We start from the raw sequence: 17,047 nt of genomic DNA, 5'->3' as shown, positions 1-17,047 counted from the left end.
CGACTAGCGGGTTATGGGAACGGGAATCGAGTACGGCGCGTTCGAGGCGGGACGACACGTCAATTACTGGGAACTCGACCGGACGCTCCAGCGGGAACTGCGTCGCGTCACCGACACCGAGACCTTCGAGTGGGCGGAACCTCGCCTCGCGGAGTTCGGCGAGTTGATCGGCCACACCGTCGCGGACAACGCCGATTACGTCGACGATCACGGGCCGGAACTCGAGACGTACGACGAATACGGGGACGTACAGAACTTCGTTCGGTACCCTGCCGAACAACTCGCGAACGAAGCGGCCGTCTACGAGGCCGGCATCGTGGCCGACGCGTTCGAGGCCCCGCCGGGACGCGACGAGCCGATGCCGTTCAGCCACTACCTCGCAACCCTGCAGCTGCTGTGTTACGCCGACGCCGGCTTCGGCTGTCCGGTCGCGATGACCGCCGGTTCGGCGCTCGTCCTCGAGCGCTTCGACGACGGGGAGCTCGAGTCCTACTACCGAGGCCTCGTCAGTCGCGACTACGACGGGCTGATCGAGGGAGCGATGTTCCTCACCGAAGAGCAGGGCGGCAGCGACGTGGGGGCAAACGAAACGACGGCGAGGTACGACGAAGCGGCCGACTGCTGGCGACTCACCGGCGAGAAGTGGTTCTGCTCGAACGTCGACGCCGAGGGGACGCTCGCGCTCGCACGGACCGAGGACGCGCCGGCGGGAACCGACGGCCTCTCGATGTTCCTGGTTCCCCACGGCGACCCCGACGACGGGGTCATGACGAAAGGCGACCGGCGGGCGTTCGAGGGGGCACCGCCGGGAGACGCGCTCAACGACCAGTTGTACCGGCGGCTGAAGGACAAGCTCGGCACCATCGCCGTGCCGACCGGCGAAGTCGAGTTCGAGGACACGAAGGCGTACCTCGTCGGCGAGCAGGAGGCCGGGTTCAAACAGATGACCGAAATGTTGAACCTAGAGCGGCTGTCGAACGCCGCCGCCTCCTGTGGAATTATGGGACGGGCCCTCCTCGAGAGCCGGGTGCAGGCCGCCAATCGCGAGGCCTTCGGGAAGCCCATCGACGAGTTCCCCCTGATGCGCGAGGACCTCGTCGACATGACCGTCGACTACGAGGCCGCCACGGCCTACGTTCACGAAGTCGGCCGGCTCTTCTCCGAGCGCGAACGCGCGAGGCGCGCCGACGAGTCGAGTGACGAACTCGAGGACACCTACCGGCTGCTCCGGCTGCTGATCCCGATCGCCAAGCTCCGCACGGGCCGAATGGCGGTCGACACCGCCTCCTACGCCATGGAGATCCAGGGCGGGAACGGCTACGTCAACGACTTCGTCACCAACCGCCTGCTCCGGGACGCCCAGGTGCTGCCGATCTGGGAGGGGACCGAGAACGTCCTTTCGCTGGACGTCGTCCGCGCCCTCGAGCGCGAAGACGCCCACGAGCCGTTCATGCGCGCGGTCGAAGATCGGCTCGAGGCCGTCGACCATCCCGCGCTCGCCGATGCGGCCGAGACCGTCGAGACGGCCTACGAGGAACTGCTCGGAGCACTGGCCGAACTCGCCGAGGCCGACGGCGAGTACGCCCAGCTCTCGGCCAAGCGACTCTCCCACTACGTCTTCGAGGTGTTTACCGCCGCGTTGTTGCTCGCGGAGGCCCAGTCCGATCTCGAGGACGGGAACGGGCGGACGGCGATGGTCGCCCGGCGGTTCGTCACGACGGAACTCGAGGAACGGGACGGCCGAGGGATCACCGGCGGCGACCGGTTCGTCCTCGAGGCGTTCGAACCGATCGTCCACCACGCGCCGGTCGACGCCGAAACGGTCTCGGAGACGGTGACGGCCGACGACTGAGACGGGCTGCTATCGCTGTGTCCCGGCCCAGCCGAATGCGGGTCGCGGCTGAGCCGGGACTGATCGACCGGAGCCCGTATGACGCTGCCGGAGAGAACGACCCTCGTCGTGACTGCTGTCCAGGGGACGAGAGAGTCGCCGTTCGGTGCCGGAGAAAGGTTACTCGAGTAGCTCCGCGGCTTCCTCGACGTCCATAATCCCCTGCTCGACCGCGTTCAGGACGCGAAGCACGTCCTCGTCGGGCCCGTCGTCACCGCCGTCGCCGATTTCCTCGAGGGTGACCTTCTCCGAGCGGCCGGTGAACTCGGGGAAGTCGGTTCCCGCCGCCAGCGCCGTCTCCTTTTTGACGCGGTAGTTTCCGCCGTCGGTGACGTGGAGGTCGCCGGGATGGAAGAAGTACCAGTCCTCGCGGTCGAATCGAACGCCGATTCTGGGTTTCGCGCCGAAGTTCTGTGCGAAGAAGATCAGGGCCTCGACCTCCTCGCCGGTGAGATAGATCGGATCGCCGGCGCTCGATTTCGCCTCGATCGCGTAGAACTGTTCGCCGTCGCCGGCGAGCACGTCCGGGAGTTCGCGCTCGGTCGCGGAGCCGCTTGCGGGCGCACGCATCACCGCGAACCCGGCCGCGTCGAGTTCGTTGACGAGTTCGCGCTCGCGGCGGTCGCCCTTCGCGTGGGACATACCACCGTCTCACCGCCGGCCAATAATAAAGGAACGGACGCGGCGACGGGGGGTTCCCGGGAACGGTCTACAGCGGTACGGCCGCCACGAGGTCGACCAGCAGCGACGTCGTCGGTTCGGCTGTCTCGATCTCGTACTCCAGAGCCAGATAGAGCAGGCCGAACTGGACCCCGTTGAAGACGGCGTGGGCTATGATGGGGACCAACAGGTTGTCGGTCTTCGCGTAGAGGGAGCCAAAGATCGCCGCACCGCCGACGACGACCGCGACCGGGACGGCGGTCGCGAGCAGCGACTCGGAGAGGAGGGCGTAGACGGGCCAGTGGATCAGCCCGAAAATGAGACTGGCGATACCGACCGCCTGTAGCCGCGAAAAGGCGTCGTAGAGTCGTTTCTGGACGATGTTTCGGTAGAGGAACTCCTCGGCGGGCGCGTTGAAGAAGAAGACGATACCGATCATGACGAGGATCATCGTCTGGTCGGAGCCGATGTAACTCGCGACCTGATTCTCCGCGGCCGGGAGCGAGAGGAGTTGGATGACCACGCTGATGAGCACGTAGAACGCGATGCTCGCGACGATACCGACGAGGACGTACGCCCAGCCTCGCCGCGTCGGGAATCGGACGTCGACGTACGACCACCCGCGATCGGTGACGGCGATGTAGATCGCGCCGACGAGGACGAACGCCAGGAAGTTGAGGACGAAGAACGCCGTCCGACTGGTGATCGACGCCTCCGTCGGTGCCCTGATCAACTGCGGATCGAGCAGGAGCGCTGGCAGCGTCGTAAACTGCGTCGCGACCAGACCGAAAATCGCCAGCCCGGCGGCGACGAGCGTCGAGCGGAGTGGACCGTCCGTCCGGCGGCCTGAAGCTGTTGCCATAGCGATTGCTATGGCGACCGGCCCCTTGGGCGTTCCTCTCTCCGAACGGTCGAACTCGAGTGCTAATTACTTAGGGACCCCTCGCCAATGCGTCGACAAGCGACCAGCAGGATTCAGCATGATGGACCCCATCACCGTACTCGTCGTCGACAACGAACCCGGCTTTGCGGATCTCGTCGGGACGATGCTCGAGCGCGAGCGCGAGGCGATCGGTTCCCTGTCGGCGACGGGCGGCGCGGAGGCACTCGAGGTACTCGAGCGCCGGGAGGTCGACTGTATCGTCAGCGATTACGAGATGCCGGAACTGACGGGACTCGAATTGTTAGAACGCGTTCGTGCGGACGATCCGGATCTCCCCTTCGTGCTCTTTACCGGGCGGGGGTCGGAGGAGATCGCCAGCGAGGCGATCGCGGCGGGCGTGACGCAGTATCTCCAGAAGGAAACCGGAAACGAGCAGTACGCGTTGCTGGCAAACCAGATCACGAACGCCGTCGAGCAGTACCGGACGGAAACGGAGCTTCGGGAGAGCGAGCGACGCTACGAGCGGACGCTGACGACGTTACACGAGACGACGCGCGAACTCATGCGGGCGGAGACGAAAGACGGGATCTACCGGTCAGCGGTCGAGACGGCGGGAAAGATCGCCGACGTCGCGGTCGCCGCGGCCTACGCGTTCGAGCCGACGGCCGGGAATCTCGAACGCGTCGCGTCGGTACGACGATCGACCGAGTTAGGGGCACCGGACGACGTTTTCGGGCGTGGAGAGGGGCTGGTCTGGGAGGTGTTCTCGGACGGCGAGAGCGCCTACTACGAGGACCTCGCGCGCGAGGACGGCATCGACAGTTCGGAGACGGTGAGCCAAAGCGAGCTGATCGTTCCGCTCGGGACTCACGGAGTACTGGTCGCCGGCCGTGAGGACGTCGACGGATTCGACGAGACGATGATCGAGCTGTTGCACATTCTGGCAGCCAACACCGAAGCCGCGCTGGATCGAGCCGAACGCGAGCAGTTGCTCCGTGACCACGACCGGACGCTCACCCAGCAAAACGAGGAACTGACGCGGCTCAATCACACGAACGAGATCGTTCGCGAGATTACCCACGGCATCGCGCAAGCCTCGACACGGGCGGCGATCGAAGAAACGGTGTGTGACCGTCTCGCCGAGACGGATCGATATCGGTTCGCCTGGATCGCCGCGACCGACGACGAACCGCCCGCGCCGTCGGCCTGGTCCGGGATCGATACGGCCTACATCGACACGGTTCGTGCGGACGGGGACCGCGCACCCGAACTCTCGCTGGTCCGTGAGACCCTCGAGACGGGACAGCTACGGACGGTCCCTGACGTCCTCGAGGCCGACGGCTGGACGACCCGGCGCAAGGAGGCGCTGACCTACGGCTATCAGACGGTACTCGGGGTGCCGCTGCTCGCCGACGAACGACGATACGGCGTGTTGCTGGTTCACGTCGGGGGTGCCGATTCGGTCGGGGAGAGCGAGCGTGCGGTCCTCGCCGAACTCGGGGACATGATCGGGCACGCGATCCAGTCGGTCGAGCGAACGCGGGCGATGCTGTCCGACAGCCGACTCGAACTCGAACTCGCCGTGGCGGACTCACGACTACTGCTCAACCGACTCTCCGAACAGGTCCCGGAAGCGGCCCCGATAACGATCGAGGGCGTCATCGATCGCGGGACGGACGTCCTCCTGTTCGTCAACGCGCCGGCGACGGCCCCGCTCGCCGACCTCGAAACGGAGTGGGCCTCGATCGAGACCCTGTCGGTGATTTCCGAGGGTGACGACGAAACGCTGTTCGAACTGACGGTCCCGTCGACGCCGTTTCTCGACGTGTTACGGACCTACGACGTACAGATACGGGACGCGACGGCCACCGACGGTGTATCGACGCTTACCCTCGAACTGCCACAGGGCGTCGAAACCCGGTCACTGATCGAGGCGCTCAGGGCGGCGTATCCCGAAACGGAGCTCGTCGCCAAACGAGAGACGACGAAGACGCGGACGGGACACAGACTCGATAGTGCGCTCGCGGAGGAGCTTACCGACAAACAGTTCGAAGCGTTGCAAGCAGCCCACTACAGCGGCTTCTTCGAGTGGCCACGGGAGAGCACCGGTGAGGAGCTGGCGGACGCACTCGGCGTCTCACCGCCGACGTATCACTACCACTTGCGCGCGGCCGAGCGGAAATTCGTCACGATGGTCTTCGACTGAACCGGTCGCTGAAATATCGGAGCGAGGTTCTGCGGCAGTGCCGTCCCCACGGAGGCCGACAGCGGTTGGGGCACGAACATCCCGTTATCGAACGACACTGCACACGGCTCGAGCCGATGGCCGTTTCCGACGGCTATTCGCTACCGGCAGTAGTCGAACACGTACTAATCAATTAGTGGTGTAGTTCGAAAGACGGTAAACAGTTAGAAGTCATTTTTAACCCCCGCCGGTTCCTACACCGAGGTGGCGATACCAAGCAGACTGTCGCCACCCCCTTTCCCCCACCCCCTTTCCGTACGCTAACGGAACCGGCCGTTGCTCGACACACGCAGACGCATCCTCGATTTCCGGAGAGAGCAACGCAGAGACACGACCCTAGCGTGATCGGCCTCGCCGGGACTGGCCCCCGATCGCCTCCTCCCACTCGATCCAGTCTTGTTCCCAGCCGCGGCGAGACTCCGCGCGCCGCTGGGCCCGCTCGTGATCCTCGCGTGCGGTTCGATTCCGCTCGACGGCCCCCGACTGTTCCCCCTCGACCAGCAGCGGGTCGAGGGACACGGCGTCGAACTGCTCGATCTCGCCGTCGGCCGAAACCGCCTCGAGTCGCTGTTGGTGCGTGCCACGTGGAAACACCAGTCGCCCGTCCTCGGCGAGTTGCTCGAGCAGCGCCCGCGGCGGCTCGACGGCGGCTGCCTCGAGCAGAATGCGGTCGAAAGGCGCGTATTCCGGAAATCCGTTCGCGCCGTCGCGGCAGTCGACGAGGACGCCGTCGTAGCCCGATTCGGAGAGGTTTCCACGGGCTTCGACGACCAGCGGGCGGGAGATGTCGACGGCGTGGACGTTCGTCTCGCCAACGATTTCGGCCGCGACGGCAGCCGTGTAGCCGACGCCAGCGCCGACGATCAACACCGTGTCGTCGTCTTCGAGGGCCAGCGCCTGGAGGAGGCGGGCGACCGTCCGCGGCGCCAGCACGCGGGTTCCGAGGGCTTCGTGTGCACGGTCCGCGTAGGCGGTCCGCTCGTCGTCGACGAAGGCGTGGCGTGGCACGTCACGCATCGAGATCGCGACAGCCTCGTCCGCGAGGATATCTCTGGGCGGGGACTCGAGGCCGTCGACCATATCCGCTCGCAGTACCGCGAGGTCCATACGCCAGCTATCGCGGCGGCCGTTATCAATGGCGCGCTTGCGCGATCGGCTCCCGCTGGCGTCTCGCGCGAGGGACGATTACCCGCGCATTCGGACGAACCGAACGCCGCCGTGTTCGGTCCGCTCGAGGGAGCCGTCCGGCCTTTTGATGGCGGTGACGAGCGTCTGGCGAGCCGTCCCGATCGGCGCGAGTAGCTGGCCGCCAGCGCGGAGCTGGTCGACGACGTGATCGGGAATCGAGGCTATCGCACAGGTGGCATAGGCGGCGTCGTAGGACGCGTTCTCGGGCCACCCCTCGCGGCCGTCGCCGACGCGAATCGAGATGCCGTCGTACCCCAGGGCCGCGAGGGTCTCTCGTGCCTGTTCGGCCAGCGCCTCGCTGTATTCGACCGTATAGACGTTCTCGCCGCCGACTACCTCGGCCGTGACGGCCGCGTGATAGCCACAACCGGTGCCGATCTCGAGGACGTCGTCGCCGGGATCGGCCGCGAGCAGATCGGCCATGATCGCCACCATGTGGGGCGCGCTGATCGTCTGTTCGTCGCCGATCGGCAGGGGCCGGTCGGCGTAGGCGCTCTCCCGGCGGGTCGGCGGAACGAACTCGTGGCGGGGAACCGCTTCCAGGGCCTCGAGCACGCGGTCGTCGTCGACGCGGGGTGCGACGGTCTCGACCATGCGCTGCCGTGGGGTCTCGTAGCTGTCGGACATCGCTCGGAGTCGAATACGACCTCGAGGACGGTATACTGTCGGGCGGAACCCGCAGACCGGTCGGGCAGACGGCGAGAGCGAGCCTCGAGAGGCGGCGTGTTACCGATTCAGCGTGTGAATCGCGTGCCCGAGCGCGTTCTCGGCGGCCTCCATTACCGACTCCGAGAGCGTCGGATGCGTATGGACCGTCGCAGCGACGTCCTCGAGGGTCGCGCCGAGTTCGATCGCGAGGCCGAGTTCGGCGACCAGTTCCGAGGCCTCGGGGCCGACGATCGAGGCACCGAGGACGTAGCCGTCCGCGTCGTCGGCGACGACCTTGACGAAGCCCTCGGAGTCGCCGGTCGTCAGCGCACGACCGCTAGCACGGAACGGGAACTGACCGGTGACGGTCTCGAAGCCGGCGTCCTCGGCCTCGGATTCGGTCATCCCGACGGTAGCGATTTCGGGGTCGGTGAAGACGGCCGCAGGAATGGCCTGGTGATCGAGGGCCGCGGGTTCGCCGGCGATTACCTCGGCGGCGACTTTCCCCTCCGCGCTGCCTTTGTGGGCGAGCATCGGTTCGCCGGCGACGTCACCCACGGCGAAGATGTGGTCGACGTTCGTCCGAGCGTGGGGACCTGTATCGATGAACCCGCGCTCGTCGGTCTCGACGCCGGCCTCCTCGAGGTCGAGCGTGTCCGAGACCGGCTGGCGGCCGACGGCCACGAGCACGTTCTCGGCGTCGAGTTCGAGGCGTTCGTCCGCGACTTGCTCCGTGCCGCCATCGGCTTCGGCCCGGTCGGCCGGCTCCGCGACGACTCGGATCCCGTCTTCGCCGTCACGGTCGTTCCAGTCCGACGCGGTGTAGCCGAACTCGAAGTCGACCCCGAGGTTTTCCGCTCGCTTTTTGACGGGGCGTTTGAGGTCGTCGTCGTACCCCGGAAGGATCGAGTCGAGCATCTCGATGACGGTCACGTCGGTCCCGAGTTTGGCGAAGACGCCGGCGAGTTCCATCCCGATGTAGCCGGCGCCGACGACGACCAGCGAGTCGGGGACCGACTCGAGAGCGAGCGCCTGTTTCGAGTTCAGGACCGGGTCGTCCCCGTATTCGAAGTTCGGGATCTCGATGGGGCGCGAGCCGGTCGCGATAACGGCGTGTTCGAACTCGAGGGTCTCCGAACCCTGACCCTCGCCGCTGTGGGAGACGCGGACGGTGGTCTCGTCCGCGAAGCGGGCGGTCCCCTCGAGCAGGTTGACGCCGTTTGCTTTGCAGAGTTTCTCGACGCCGCTCGTGAGCTGATCGACGACGCCGTCTTTCCAGTCCATCATCCCGGCGAGATCGATCGCGGGATCGGCGTGGATCCCCATCGCTTCCGCGCTGGCGGCGTCGTGAGCCACGTCGGTTGCGGTTATCAGCGCTTTCGAGGGGATACAGCCGTGGTTCAGGCAGGTACCCCCGTAGGCGTCTTTCTCGACGAGCGTAACGTCCAGATCGAGTTGTCCGGCGCGAATCGCGGCCACGTAGCCTGCTGGGCCCGCGCCGACGACCAGTACGTCCGTTCCAGTGGTGACATCTCCGACGACCATTACGTGTCCCAACGGGCTGAAGGCTCCTGTAAATACCCCTTGCCGAGCGCGGTGGGAACCGATCACAGCCGGAGCCTCCCGGACACGACGGCAGTCGAAACCGCCCCGTAAAACGCACCCTCAGCGTCGACCGGCTACTCGGACCCCTCTCGAGCGGTCAACACCGTGTCCTCGCCGAGGGTCGTCTCGCCGAGCGAGAACTCGCGGGCGGTCAGCCGGCTGTTGACCCCCAGAAACGTGTCGCTGTCGAGAGTTAACTCGTCGTCGATTTCGACGACGTCCGCGGTCACGTGTGCCGGTTTCCCCGACAGAACGATCCGCTCGACCGTCCGGCGTTCGTCGTCCGTTTCGAACGGACCACAGAACACGACGAACGACTGCGGGCTCGACTCGGGGAGTGGGTACTCACGGCGAAGCGTCTGTCGATCGATACACTCGAGGTCGCCGTCGTCGAAGAAGAACAGTCGGTGGCCGGAGGGCGTATCGCCGACGGTCCCGTCGCCCCCGTCGGAGGCCGCCGTCGGCGCTGCCGGGCCGCTCCCATCGGGCGAAACACCGTCATCGTCGTCGGCCGACGCCGCCGACGAACGGGCCGTCGACTCCGAACCCGCATAGCGGAGATAGAGCACGAGCATCGCCCGGAGCCCCGCCTTCGTGCCGCGTTGTCTGTACAGCTCCGGCGCCCGAGCGAGCAGTTCCCGCCGTGCGTCCTCCGGCCAGTCGCCGTCGGGCTCGACGGCGAGCCACTGCTCGAGCCACGACAGAGCGTCGCTGGGAACCGCCTCGGGGTCGAAATACCGCCCCATATCCTCGATCGCCGTCTCGATATCGACGAAGGCGGACTCGAACACCGACAGGTACTGCTCCAGGAACGCGGCCGAACGGTCGTCCTCCTGGTAGAGTTCCGGGAGATATCGGAGGTACGTCTGACGGGGACAGAAGGCGGTGATCGAATCGACCCGTGGCGACGACCGCGGACTCCCGTCGAGTTCGAGCGCAACGAACAGGTACCGGCCGACGGCGTCGGACAGCAAGACGTCGTCGGGATTCAGCGAGTCGACGGTCGTCCAGTCGGCCTCGGCGTGGGCCGCGAGCGCGTCGATCGCCCCGGTCCGCCACGCCCGAACGTCCCCACGGGAACGGTCGGGACACCCCGAGACGAGGCGGTCGACGTCGGCACTGGCGAGTTCCCACGCCGACGACACACCCAGCTCGCGGACGCTGTCGACGGCGTCTGCCGGCATCGCCTCGAGATCCCCGATTCCGACCTCGCGAGGCATCGGTCGGTTCGTCGCGAGGTAGCGAACGCGGACCTGCGTACTCGCGGTTAGCTGGGAGAGCCGGATCGCGAGGCGGTGCCACTCGGTATCGTCCGTCCCGGAGTCGTATCGATGGAACGCCTCGCCGACGTGGCGCTCCCGTCTGGGATGTCGCGCGTGGCGTCGTCGTTCCCGAAGGAGCGTCCCCCGCCCGTTCGGCCCACAGGCCGCGTAGAACTCCCGTCGATCGTCGGGTGCGGTGGGTCGTGCGACGAGCGTCCGACAGGGCTGATTGAACCGATACCGCTCGCGAAACGCGTCCGACGAGGCGTCCCGTTCGAACAGGGCCGGCCCCCCGTTCTCGAGTCGGCCGGCGACGAAGAGCGTTCCATCGACCACCGAGAGCGCGGTCGGGGAGAACGCGCCGGCCCCGGCGACGAACTCGCCGCTCGTGATCGGAAACCCGCCGTCGGTGTGATCGTCCCCGTCACCGAACGACCGAATAACCGGGTCGCCATCGTTGCGATCGAGGACGTACCCGCGACCGTCGGCGTCGACGGCGAGGTCGGTCGGCTCGACGAGCCACCAGTCGATCGCCAGGTCGATTTCGGCGTCCCGCCCGACGGTCTGTACCCGACCGACGTCGTCGAGCAGATAGAGCAGTCCTCCCGCGTGGGCGACGCGGATCGGATCGGTCGCATCGGTCTCGATGGTCCCGATCGTCCGCTGGAGTCGGGGTGAGACGACGGTGATGGAGCCGTCGTCACGGTCGACGATGAAAACCCGATCGTCGTCGACACAGAGCGCGCTGGGGTCGGCGACGTCGCCGTCGGAGCGAGTCCACAGGCGCTGGGTGAGATCCGCCGCCGGGTCGTGTCGATACAGTGCGCCCGACGAACGAAGCGTATACAGGTCGCCACTCGGGTCCATCGCTACGTCGACCACGCCGTCCTCGATCGTCGTCCGTTCGATCGCGGCCGTCGTCGCCAGTCCGAGACCCTCATCGCGGACGTCGACGTTCCGGCCGACCCACTCCGTCCAATCCGCGGTACTCGTCGTCGTCGCGTACGAAAAGTCCATTCGTTATCCACCTCCATCGCTCGAGCCGGTTCGGATCGAGAGGTTCGTCGTGACGTCTTCGACGGCGAACAACGAGGTGTCGTCGATACGGACGCTCCCGTCGTCGACCGTCGCACCGCCGTGTGCGGTGATCGTCACCTCGCTCACCCGATCGATCGCATCGAGGTCCGCGATCCGATCGACCAGTTCCGAGCGGTGTAACGTGTGGCCGAACGGCCATCCGTCCCCCCCATCGCCCATCAGGGGATGGACGAACTCCTCGATCGCCGTCCGAACGGCGACGTCGTGGCCGCCACCGGCGTATCGGGCTCTGGCGCGCCCGGCGACCGAAATCTCGAGGCCGACGTACTGTGGCCCGATCACGTCCACCCGATCGCTCAGGAGCTTTCGCTCCCCGACGTGCCGACGGACGGCACGCAGGAATCCCTGGCTCGGTTCCGGCGTCCCCACGTCCGGCGGTGCGAAGGGAACGACGACGACGGTGATTTCGCCGTCCTCGACGAGCACGTTCGTCCGGCCGATCCTGAGTCCCGGCGTGTGCGCGGCGACGTAGCGGTAGTCGTCGGCGGTGATGGCCCGATAGGGGAGCCGCCGGTCGCGCCGGACGCGGTCGAGCGCGTCCGCGATCGTCTCCCCGTCGGCACCGCCGGTCGCCCCGTCGATCGGGTCCACTTCGATATCGGCGGCGTCGACCGGCCCCTCGAGCGAGCGGTCGGGATCGGAGAGATGCCAGACCGTCGTAGCCGGAACGTTCCCGTCCGCACCGCCGCCGGCGACGTAGTCGGCACGGACGGTGCCAGCGGCGGATGGAACGCGTCCCGCAGCACCATCGCCGAACGTCACGGTCCCCGCCTCCCGATCGAGGACGAAGTGGGGATCGTCGGGGCCGGACGCGTCGAAATCGGACACCTCCTGCCACCGCTGCCCGTCGACGAACACCGTCGCCGAGAGCACCGGCGACCGCTCGAAGGCGTAGGTCTGCCCGTCGAGCGCCGGCGCCTCCTCGAGGTGGCCGACCTGCGTCAGTTCCTCGCCGGTCACCGACTCCCGGTGGCTAACCGAGACGACGTTCGATTCGATCGCGTCGAACTGCGGCGGAATCTCGTGTCCGGCCGTCTCGAGACGACAGCGAAGCCATGTTTGCCCCGACGACCCGACGTCGGCCGGCGGTTCGGGACCCGTTGCGTTGCTCGCGGTCGCTGGCCCGTCCTGACGACGGGCCAGCGTGATCGGCCCGCCCCGATAGAACGCGTTCGTGCCGTCGGCCGCGACGGCGAGTCGTCGCCACGAACCGTCGTTCTCGTCGCGGTACTCCCAGACCGGTTCGACGGAGGGCTCGAACGACGGCTCGATCGAGCCGTGCGTCGCCGGCTCCGGGAGGTCGTCGTCGTGGTAGCTGACGGTCAGGGTGAGCGTTCGAGCGTGGGCGAACGGGTCGGCGTCGAAGCCGAGATAGAACGCGTCGCCGTCGGCAGCCTCGTCGCCAAACGCCCGGTAGAACATCCCGCCGGTCCGGTTCGCGTGGGTGTTGTCGGTCCGGCCCGAGCCGGTGACCGTGAGGACGCGCTCGAGCGTCGCCGCCGTCAGGGTGATCGCGTGGTCGGTCTCGAACCGATAGCTCGTGTCGGCATCGTCGGCGTCGGCGACCGAGACGCGCGTCCCGGCCGGGATGCGTGCCCAGCCCGCGTCGTCGGGCAGGTCCAATCGCAACCGCGTCGACGCCGGTGTCGGCGGTCGTCGGCGCTCACCCATCAACGCGAGATACTTTTCGCGGTGGTCGTCGGTCACCCGGTCGAGCTGGTAGACGTACGTCTCCGTCAGCCAGGCCAACATCTCGAGGATCGTCACACCGGGATCGTGCGGGTTGAGGTCGGTCCACTCCTCGGCGTAGGCCGGGATCAGTTTGGTGGCCTCGCTCAGGATCTCCTCGTAGGATCTGTCGTCGAGCTCCGGAACGTCAATGCCCACGGCGATCGCCCCCCTGGAGTCGTCGATCGCGACCGCGGTTCGGTTTCCGGGCCGGTTCTCGTCGGCTCGCGTCGATCACGGCGAGTCGTCACCCCCCATCGTGACGGTCACCTCGTGGGCACCGCTGCAGACGAGCGCGTCCGGCGGAAGCGTCGGCGGCGCGTCGCGGCCGGCCAGCGACGTCTGTTCGCCGGCGACGTCGATCGTCGCACCGAGTTCGACCACGTCGGCGACGGCGTCGGTTCCGTCGACGGTATCGTAGAGTGCGTCCGTCGACGGCGCCTGGCCGAACGACCACCCCTCCCCCCCGTTCCCGTCGAGCGGGTGGAGGTAGTCGTCGATGCGTTCCTCGATGGCCCCCTTGAGCAGCGAGACGCTCGTACTGTCGGCCACGTACACGGTGACGGAAACCGATACCGCCGCGTACTGCGGGCCGCGAACGACGATCCGGGACCCCTCGGATTCGACCAACGAGACGGGCGCGCGTTCGCGCAACGCGTCGCGGACGCGGTGTTTGAGTTCCATCGACGGCACGGGTTTCTCCCGCCGGGCGTGGGGAACGATCAGGAGCGTGACGCCGCCAGCGTCCCCGTCGGCACCCCCGTCGGGGTTGCACCTGACTTTCGACAGTTCTCGGAACTCCGCGGTGGCGACCCGCTCGTAGTCCGACGGAGTGACTGCACGGCCCCGATGTTTGAGCTGGCCCGTGGTGCGTGACACGAGGGCGTCCATGGACTCGGCGTCGGCACCGCCATCGGCCGGTTTCGGATTCGAGACGTCCTCGACGAGCGAAATCGAACTCTTCAGGTCCGTGATCGTGTCGGCTGCGACGTTGCCGTCGCGGCCGCCCCCGGTCGTATACGTCACCGTGATGTTCCCCTGCCCGGACGGCGGGATCCGCCCGCGGTTTCCGTCGCCGAAGCTGACGGTGCCGTCGATCCTGTCGACGACGTAGTGGCGATCCGACGGCTCCGACTCCAGAAAGTCAGCGACCTGCTGCCAGCGGACCCAACACTCCGTCACGTCGCCGCCCGCGTCGGTGACGCGTCGAACGTCGTCGGGGCGTTCGGTCAGAAGCTCGCGCCGTTGGCCGGTCGACAGCGTCGCGGACTCCTCGACCCACAGGTCGAGATCGATGACCGGCGCGTGCGCACAGTCGAAGGATTGGTCGTGCGAGCCGTCGCTCGAGCCCAGAACTTCGTCTTCGATCGTCCGGGTGTTGTAGGCCCACTGCGTGTTGGGATACAGCCCCTCGAGCGTCGGCGGGGCCGTCGTCCGTTCGCGTTGCCGGTCGGCGGCTGCACTCGACCGTGCCGACCCCGAGCGGCGGTCGAACTCGTCTTGGGTGACGCGGGCCCGGATCCAGTGACACTGCCGCCCGAAGCGGTCGAACGCGGTCGTCGGCTCGGGGAGGGTGAGCCTGACGATCCCTCGTTCGGTCAATCCGCCGGTCCGATCCTGAACGGTGAGTTTCGACCACTCGTCGGCCGTCGGATCCTCGCAGTACTCCCAGCGCATGCCGGGATCGAACGAGCGGGGATAGGTGACGTCCTCGATCGGAACGAAGAACGTGAGCGGACCATCGCGAAGCGGCTCGTCGAAGCCGAGATACAACGTCTGGGTCTCGTCCGAAAGCTCCACGAAGGGGGTCAACGCCCCCTCCCGCTGGGCGAGGTCGTCGCTGATGGAGCCGTTGTTCTTCGTCCGGATCCGCTCGAACGGTTGCCGCCCGCGGTCGTACTGGATCGAGACGTCGCCGAACCGCGGCGGGTCCGGCGAGTCGACGAGCGATCCCCGCGTTCCGGCGTCGGTGACGCCGAACGACGGCTGGCCGTAGTTCCCGCTAACCAGCCGGACGCGGATCCAGACGTTTTCGTGACCGGACACCGACGTCGGTTCGATGTCCTCGGGGACGGTAAAGCGAACGTGGCCGGCGCTTCGCAACGCGTTCGTCTCGTCCTCGAGGACGGTCAGCCGGCTCCAGCCGCTGCCGGTCCAGTACTCCCAGGAAAGCGCCGGTGGCCCGTCGAGCACCCCGACGCCCGCGGCCGGTGACGCGTCCGTTTCGTCGCCCCCTGCGCCGATATCGACCCCGTCGATGGCGTCGACGTCGGTTACGGCGTCGGCGTCGGTCACGTCATCGAAATCGTCATCGTTCGGATCTGCATCGGGTTCGGCGGGCGGATCGAACCGTACCTCGACGATGCCACCTCGCTTCGTAAAGGCCTCCTCGGAGGCGACGTAGAACGTCGACGGCGGCTGTGGCAGTCTGCCCAGCGGCCGGATATCACCCTCGTCCGTCGAGAGCGGCACGTCGTTCGACAGCAGGGAATCGGGCGTGAGACCGCCATCACGCGTGTCCCGACCGACGCTGGCCGAGATCGATCGCAGCCGCAGGGAGAACGCCTCGGGATCGGGATCGTCGTCGGCGATCCGACATCGCAACCAGCGGCTTTCGACGCCGTCGACGGCGTGTTGGACGGTCTTTCCGGGAAGTCGAAACTCCCGCTCGATCCGACCGTCGTCGGTCGAGCGCCCGGACGAACCCGACTGAAGCCGCTCCTGAAGCGCATCGAGCCCCGGGTCGTCGTCGGCCGACTCGTCGTCGGTCCGCTCCTCGAGGGGGTGCCATCCCTCCGTCTCGTCGTCCTCGCCGTAGTACTCCCAGACGAGGCCGGTCTCCGGGAGCGGGCTATCGGGCGTCGTCTCGGCCGTGATCGTGATCGGCGATCCCGCCTCGAGATTGAGGAGGTCGTCGTGGGCCAGATAGAGGACGTGCTCCTGGACGTTCTCGCCGGTGAACAGTTCGACGGGCTCGTCTGCGGTTCGGATGGTGCCGTGATCGACGATTCGATCGTCGGCGGGATCGATCGCGATCGCGTCCGTCAGCGACGCGCCGGTCGCCTCGAAGCCCTCGTCCTGTGGAATCTCGAAGATCCGTGTGGCTCCGTCGCCCGGTTCCGCCACCGCCTGCGTCCCGCCGGGGATCGCGACGTTGCGATCGATGTCGGTCGACACCTCGAAGGTCAGCGGGAGCCGTGCGGCCTGTGGCGGTCGTCTGTCGAACCCGAGGGCGTCGAGGAACGCGATCCGGTGTTTCGCGGGTACGTCGTTCAGTCGTCGGATGACGTCCGCCCCGAGTTGTGAAAAGATCCGCAGGAGAACGGTAGCGTTGTCGTCGGTCCCCGGATCCCACGAGTCGGTATACTGATCCGCGAGTCGCTGTAACTCCGCGTAAAGCGCCTCCTGATCCCTGTCGTCGACGACCGGCTGGCCGCTCATCCATCACCCTCCGTAATGTAGAACGGGTATACCATGTTCGATAGGCTGTTGGTCGTCCGAACCTGGTACTCGATCTCGATGAGGACCTTGTTCGGGTTCTCGTCGTCCGTTCTGGCGGTGACGTCCTCGACGTCGATTCTGGGCTCCCACTGGACGAGCGCCTCTCGAACGCTACTCTCGAGTAAGTTCAGCGTCGCCGGCGTCGCCGCCGAAAACACGTGGTCGTGGATCTCGCAACCGAACTCCGGACGCATGACTCGCTCGCCCTTTGCAGTCCCGAGAATGAGCCGGATCGACTCCCGAATGTCGTCCTCGGCGTCGGCCGTTCGAACCGATCCTCGAGCATCCGTCTCGACGGGGAACGCCCATCCCGTTCCGAGGAACTCGTCGGACATGGG

11 protein-coding genes are annotated in these 17,047 nt (G+C 66.9%); 2 read left to right on the top strand and 9 right to left on the bottom strand.

Annotated features, from left to right (window positions below; translation table 11 throughout):
- The first annotated feature begins 13 nt into the window (after positions 1-13).
- Complete coding sequence (locus CP557_RS17980) at positions 14-1,852, top strand: acyl-CoA dehydrogenase family protein (protein ID WP_097381179.1); 1,839 nt, start codon at positions 14-16, stop codon at positions 1,850-1,852.
- A gap of 159 nt (positions 1,853-2,011) precedes the next feature.
- On the opposite strand, the gene hjc is transcribed toward CP557_RS17980, so the two are convergent.
- Positions 2,012-2,533, bottom strand: coding sequence for a Holliday junction resolvase Hjc (hjc, locus tag CP557_RS17975; protein WP_097381178.1), 522 nt, complete (start codon positions 2,531-2,533; stop codon positions 2,012-2,014).
- Positions 2,534-2,600: 67 nt separating this feature from the next.
- Positions 2,601-3,413: a CPBP family intramembrane glutamic endopeptidase gene (locus tag CP557_RS17970; protein ID WP_097381177.1), complete on the bottom strand. Its 813-nt coding sequence runs from the start codon at positions 3,411-3,413 to the stop codon at positions 2,601-2,603.
- Between the two features lie 118 nt (positions 3,414-3,531).
- Between CP557_RS17970 and CP557_RS17965 the strand changes: the two genes are divergently transcribed.
- Entirely contained in the window at positions 3,532-5,640 is a 2,109-nt protein-coding gene (locus CP557_RS17965; protein WP_097381176.1) for a bacterio-opsin activator domain-containing protein, read from the top strand.
- A gap of 375 nt (positions 5,641-6,015) precedes the next feature.
- Here CP557_RS17965 and CP557_RS17960 read toward each other — a convergent pair whose 3' ends face one another.
- The 7 genes from CP557_RS17960 to CP557_RS17930 form a co-directional block, all read right to left on the bottom strand.
- On the bottom strand, positions 6,016-6,786 hold the full coding sequence (locus CP557_RS17960; RefSeq protein ID WP_097381175.1) for a protein-L-isoaspartate O-methyltransferase family protein: 771 nt from the start codon (positions 6,784-6,786) through the stop codon (positions 6,016-6,018).
- A gap of 78 nt (positions 6,787-6,864) precedes the next feature.
- Entirely contained in the window at positions 6,865-7,494 is a 630-nt protein-coding gene (locus CP557_RS17955; RefSeq protein WP_097381174.1) for a protein-L-isoaspartate(D-aspartate) O-methyltransferase, read from the bottom strand.
- A gap of 99 nt (positions 7,495-7,593) precedes the next feature.
- Positions 7,594-9,060 (bottom strand): dihydrolipoyl dehydrogenase, encoded by a 1,467-nt coding sequence (lpdA, locus tag CP557_RS17950; protein ID WP_097381173.1) that lies wholly within the window; start codon positions 9,058-9,060, stop codon positions 7,594-7,596.
- Between the two features lie 134 nt (positions 9,061-9,194).
- Positions 9,195-11,399 carry a phage tail protein gene (locus CP557_RS17945; RefSeq protein ID WP_097381172.1) on the bottom strand — a complete coding sequence of 735 codons (2,205 nt, stop codon included), beginning with the start codon at positions 11,397-11,399 and terminating at the stop codon, positions 9,195-9,197.
- 3 nt (positions 11,400-11,402) lie between these two features.
- The gene (locus tag CP557_RS17940; protein WP_211290258.1) at positions 11,403-13,373 is read right to left on the bottom strand and encodes a putative baseplate assembly protein; all 1,971 of its coding nucleotides are present in this window, start codon (positions 13,371-13,373) and stop codon (positions 11,403-11,405) included.
- Between the two features lie 69 nt (positions 13,374-13,442).
- Positions 13,443-16,649, bottom strand: coding sequence for a putative baseplate assembly protein (locus tag CP557_RS17935; protein WP_097381170.1), 3,207 nt, complete (start codon positions 16,647-16,649; stop codon positions 13,443-13,445).
- On the bottom strand, positions 16,646-17,044 hold the full coding sequence (locus CP557_RS17930) for a GPW/gp25 family protein (RefSeq protein ID WP_097381169.1): 399 nt from the start codon (positions 17,042-17,044) through the stop codon (positions 16,646-16,648). Before CP557_RS17930 ends, CP557_RS17935 begins: the two co-directional genes overlap by 4 nt.
- Positions 17,045-17,047: the final 3 nt, after the last annotated feature.

The sequence above is a fragment of the Natrinema ejinorense genome (assembly GCF_002494345.1).
Classification (GTDB): domain Archaea; phylum Halobacteriota; class Halobacteria; order Halobacteriales; family Natrialbaceae; genus Natrinema; species Natrinema longum.
This window is presented reverse-complemented; position numbering and strand designations above follow the sequence as displayed.

What these genes read in the sequence shown, in the direction of transcription:
- CP557_RS17980 (WP_097381179.1), top strand. Translation starts at nt 14, where the DNA reads ATGGGAACGGGAATCGAGTACGGCGCGTTCGAGGCGGGACGACACGTC.
- hjc (WP_097381178.1), bottom strand. Translation starts at nt 2,533, where the DNA reads ATGTCCCACGCGAAGGGCGACCGCCGCGAGCGCGAACTCGTCAACGAA.
- CP557_RS17970 (WP_097381177.1), bottom strand. Translation starts at nt 3,413, where the DNA reads ATGGCAACAGCTTCAGGCCGCCGGACGGACGGTCCACTCCGCTCGACG.
- CP557_RS17965 (WP_097381176.1), top strand. Translation starts at nt 3,532, where the DNA reads ATGATGGACCCCATCACCGTACTCGTCGTCGACAACGAACCCGGCTTT.
- CP557_RS17960 (WP_097381175.1), bottom strand. Translation starts at nt 6,786, where the DNA reads ATGGACCTCGCGGTACTGCGAGCGGATATGGTCGACGGCCTCGAGTCC.
- CP557_RS17955 (WP_097381174.1), bottom strand. Translation starts at nt 7,494, where the DNA reads ATGTCCGACAGCTACGAGACCCCACGGCAGCGCATGGTCGAGACCGTC.
- lpdA (WP_097381173.1), bottom strand. Translation starts at nt 9,060, where the DNA reads ATGGTCGTCGGAGATGTCACCACTGGAACGGACGTACTGGTCGTCGGC.
- CP557_RS17945 (WP_097381172.1), bottom strand. Translation starts at nt 11,399, where the DNA reads ATGGACTTTTCGTACGCGACGACGACGAGTACCGCGGATTGGACGGAG.
- CP557_RS17935 (WP_097381170.1), bottom strand. Translation starts at nt 16,649, where the DNA reads ATGAGCGGCCAGCCGGTCGTCGACGACAGGGATCAGGAGGCGCTTTAC.
- CP557_RS17930 (WP_097381169.1), bottom strand. Translation starts at nt 17,044, where the DNA reads ATGTCCGACGAGTTCCTCGGAACGGGATGGGCGTTCCCCGTCGAGACG.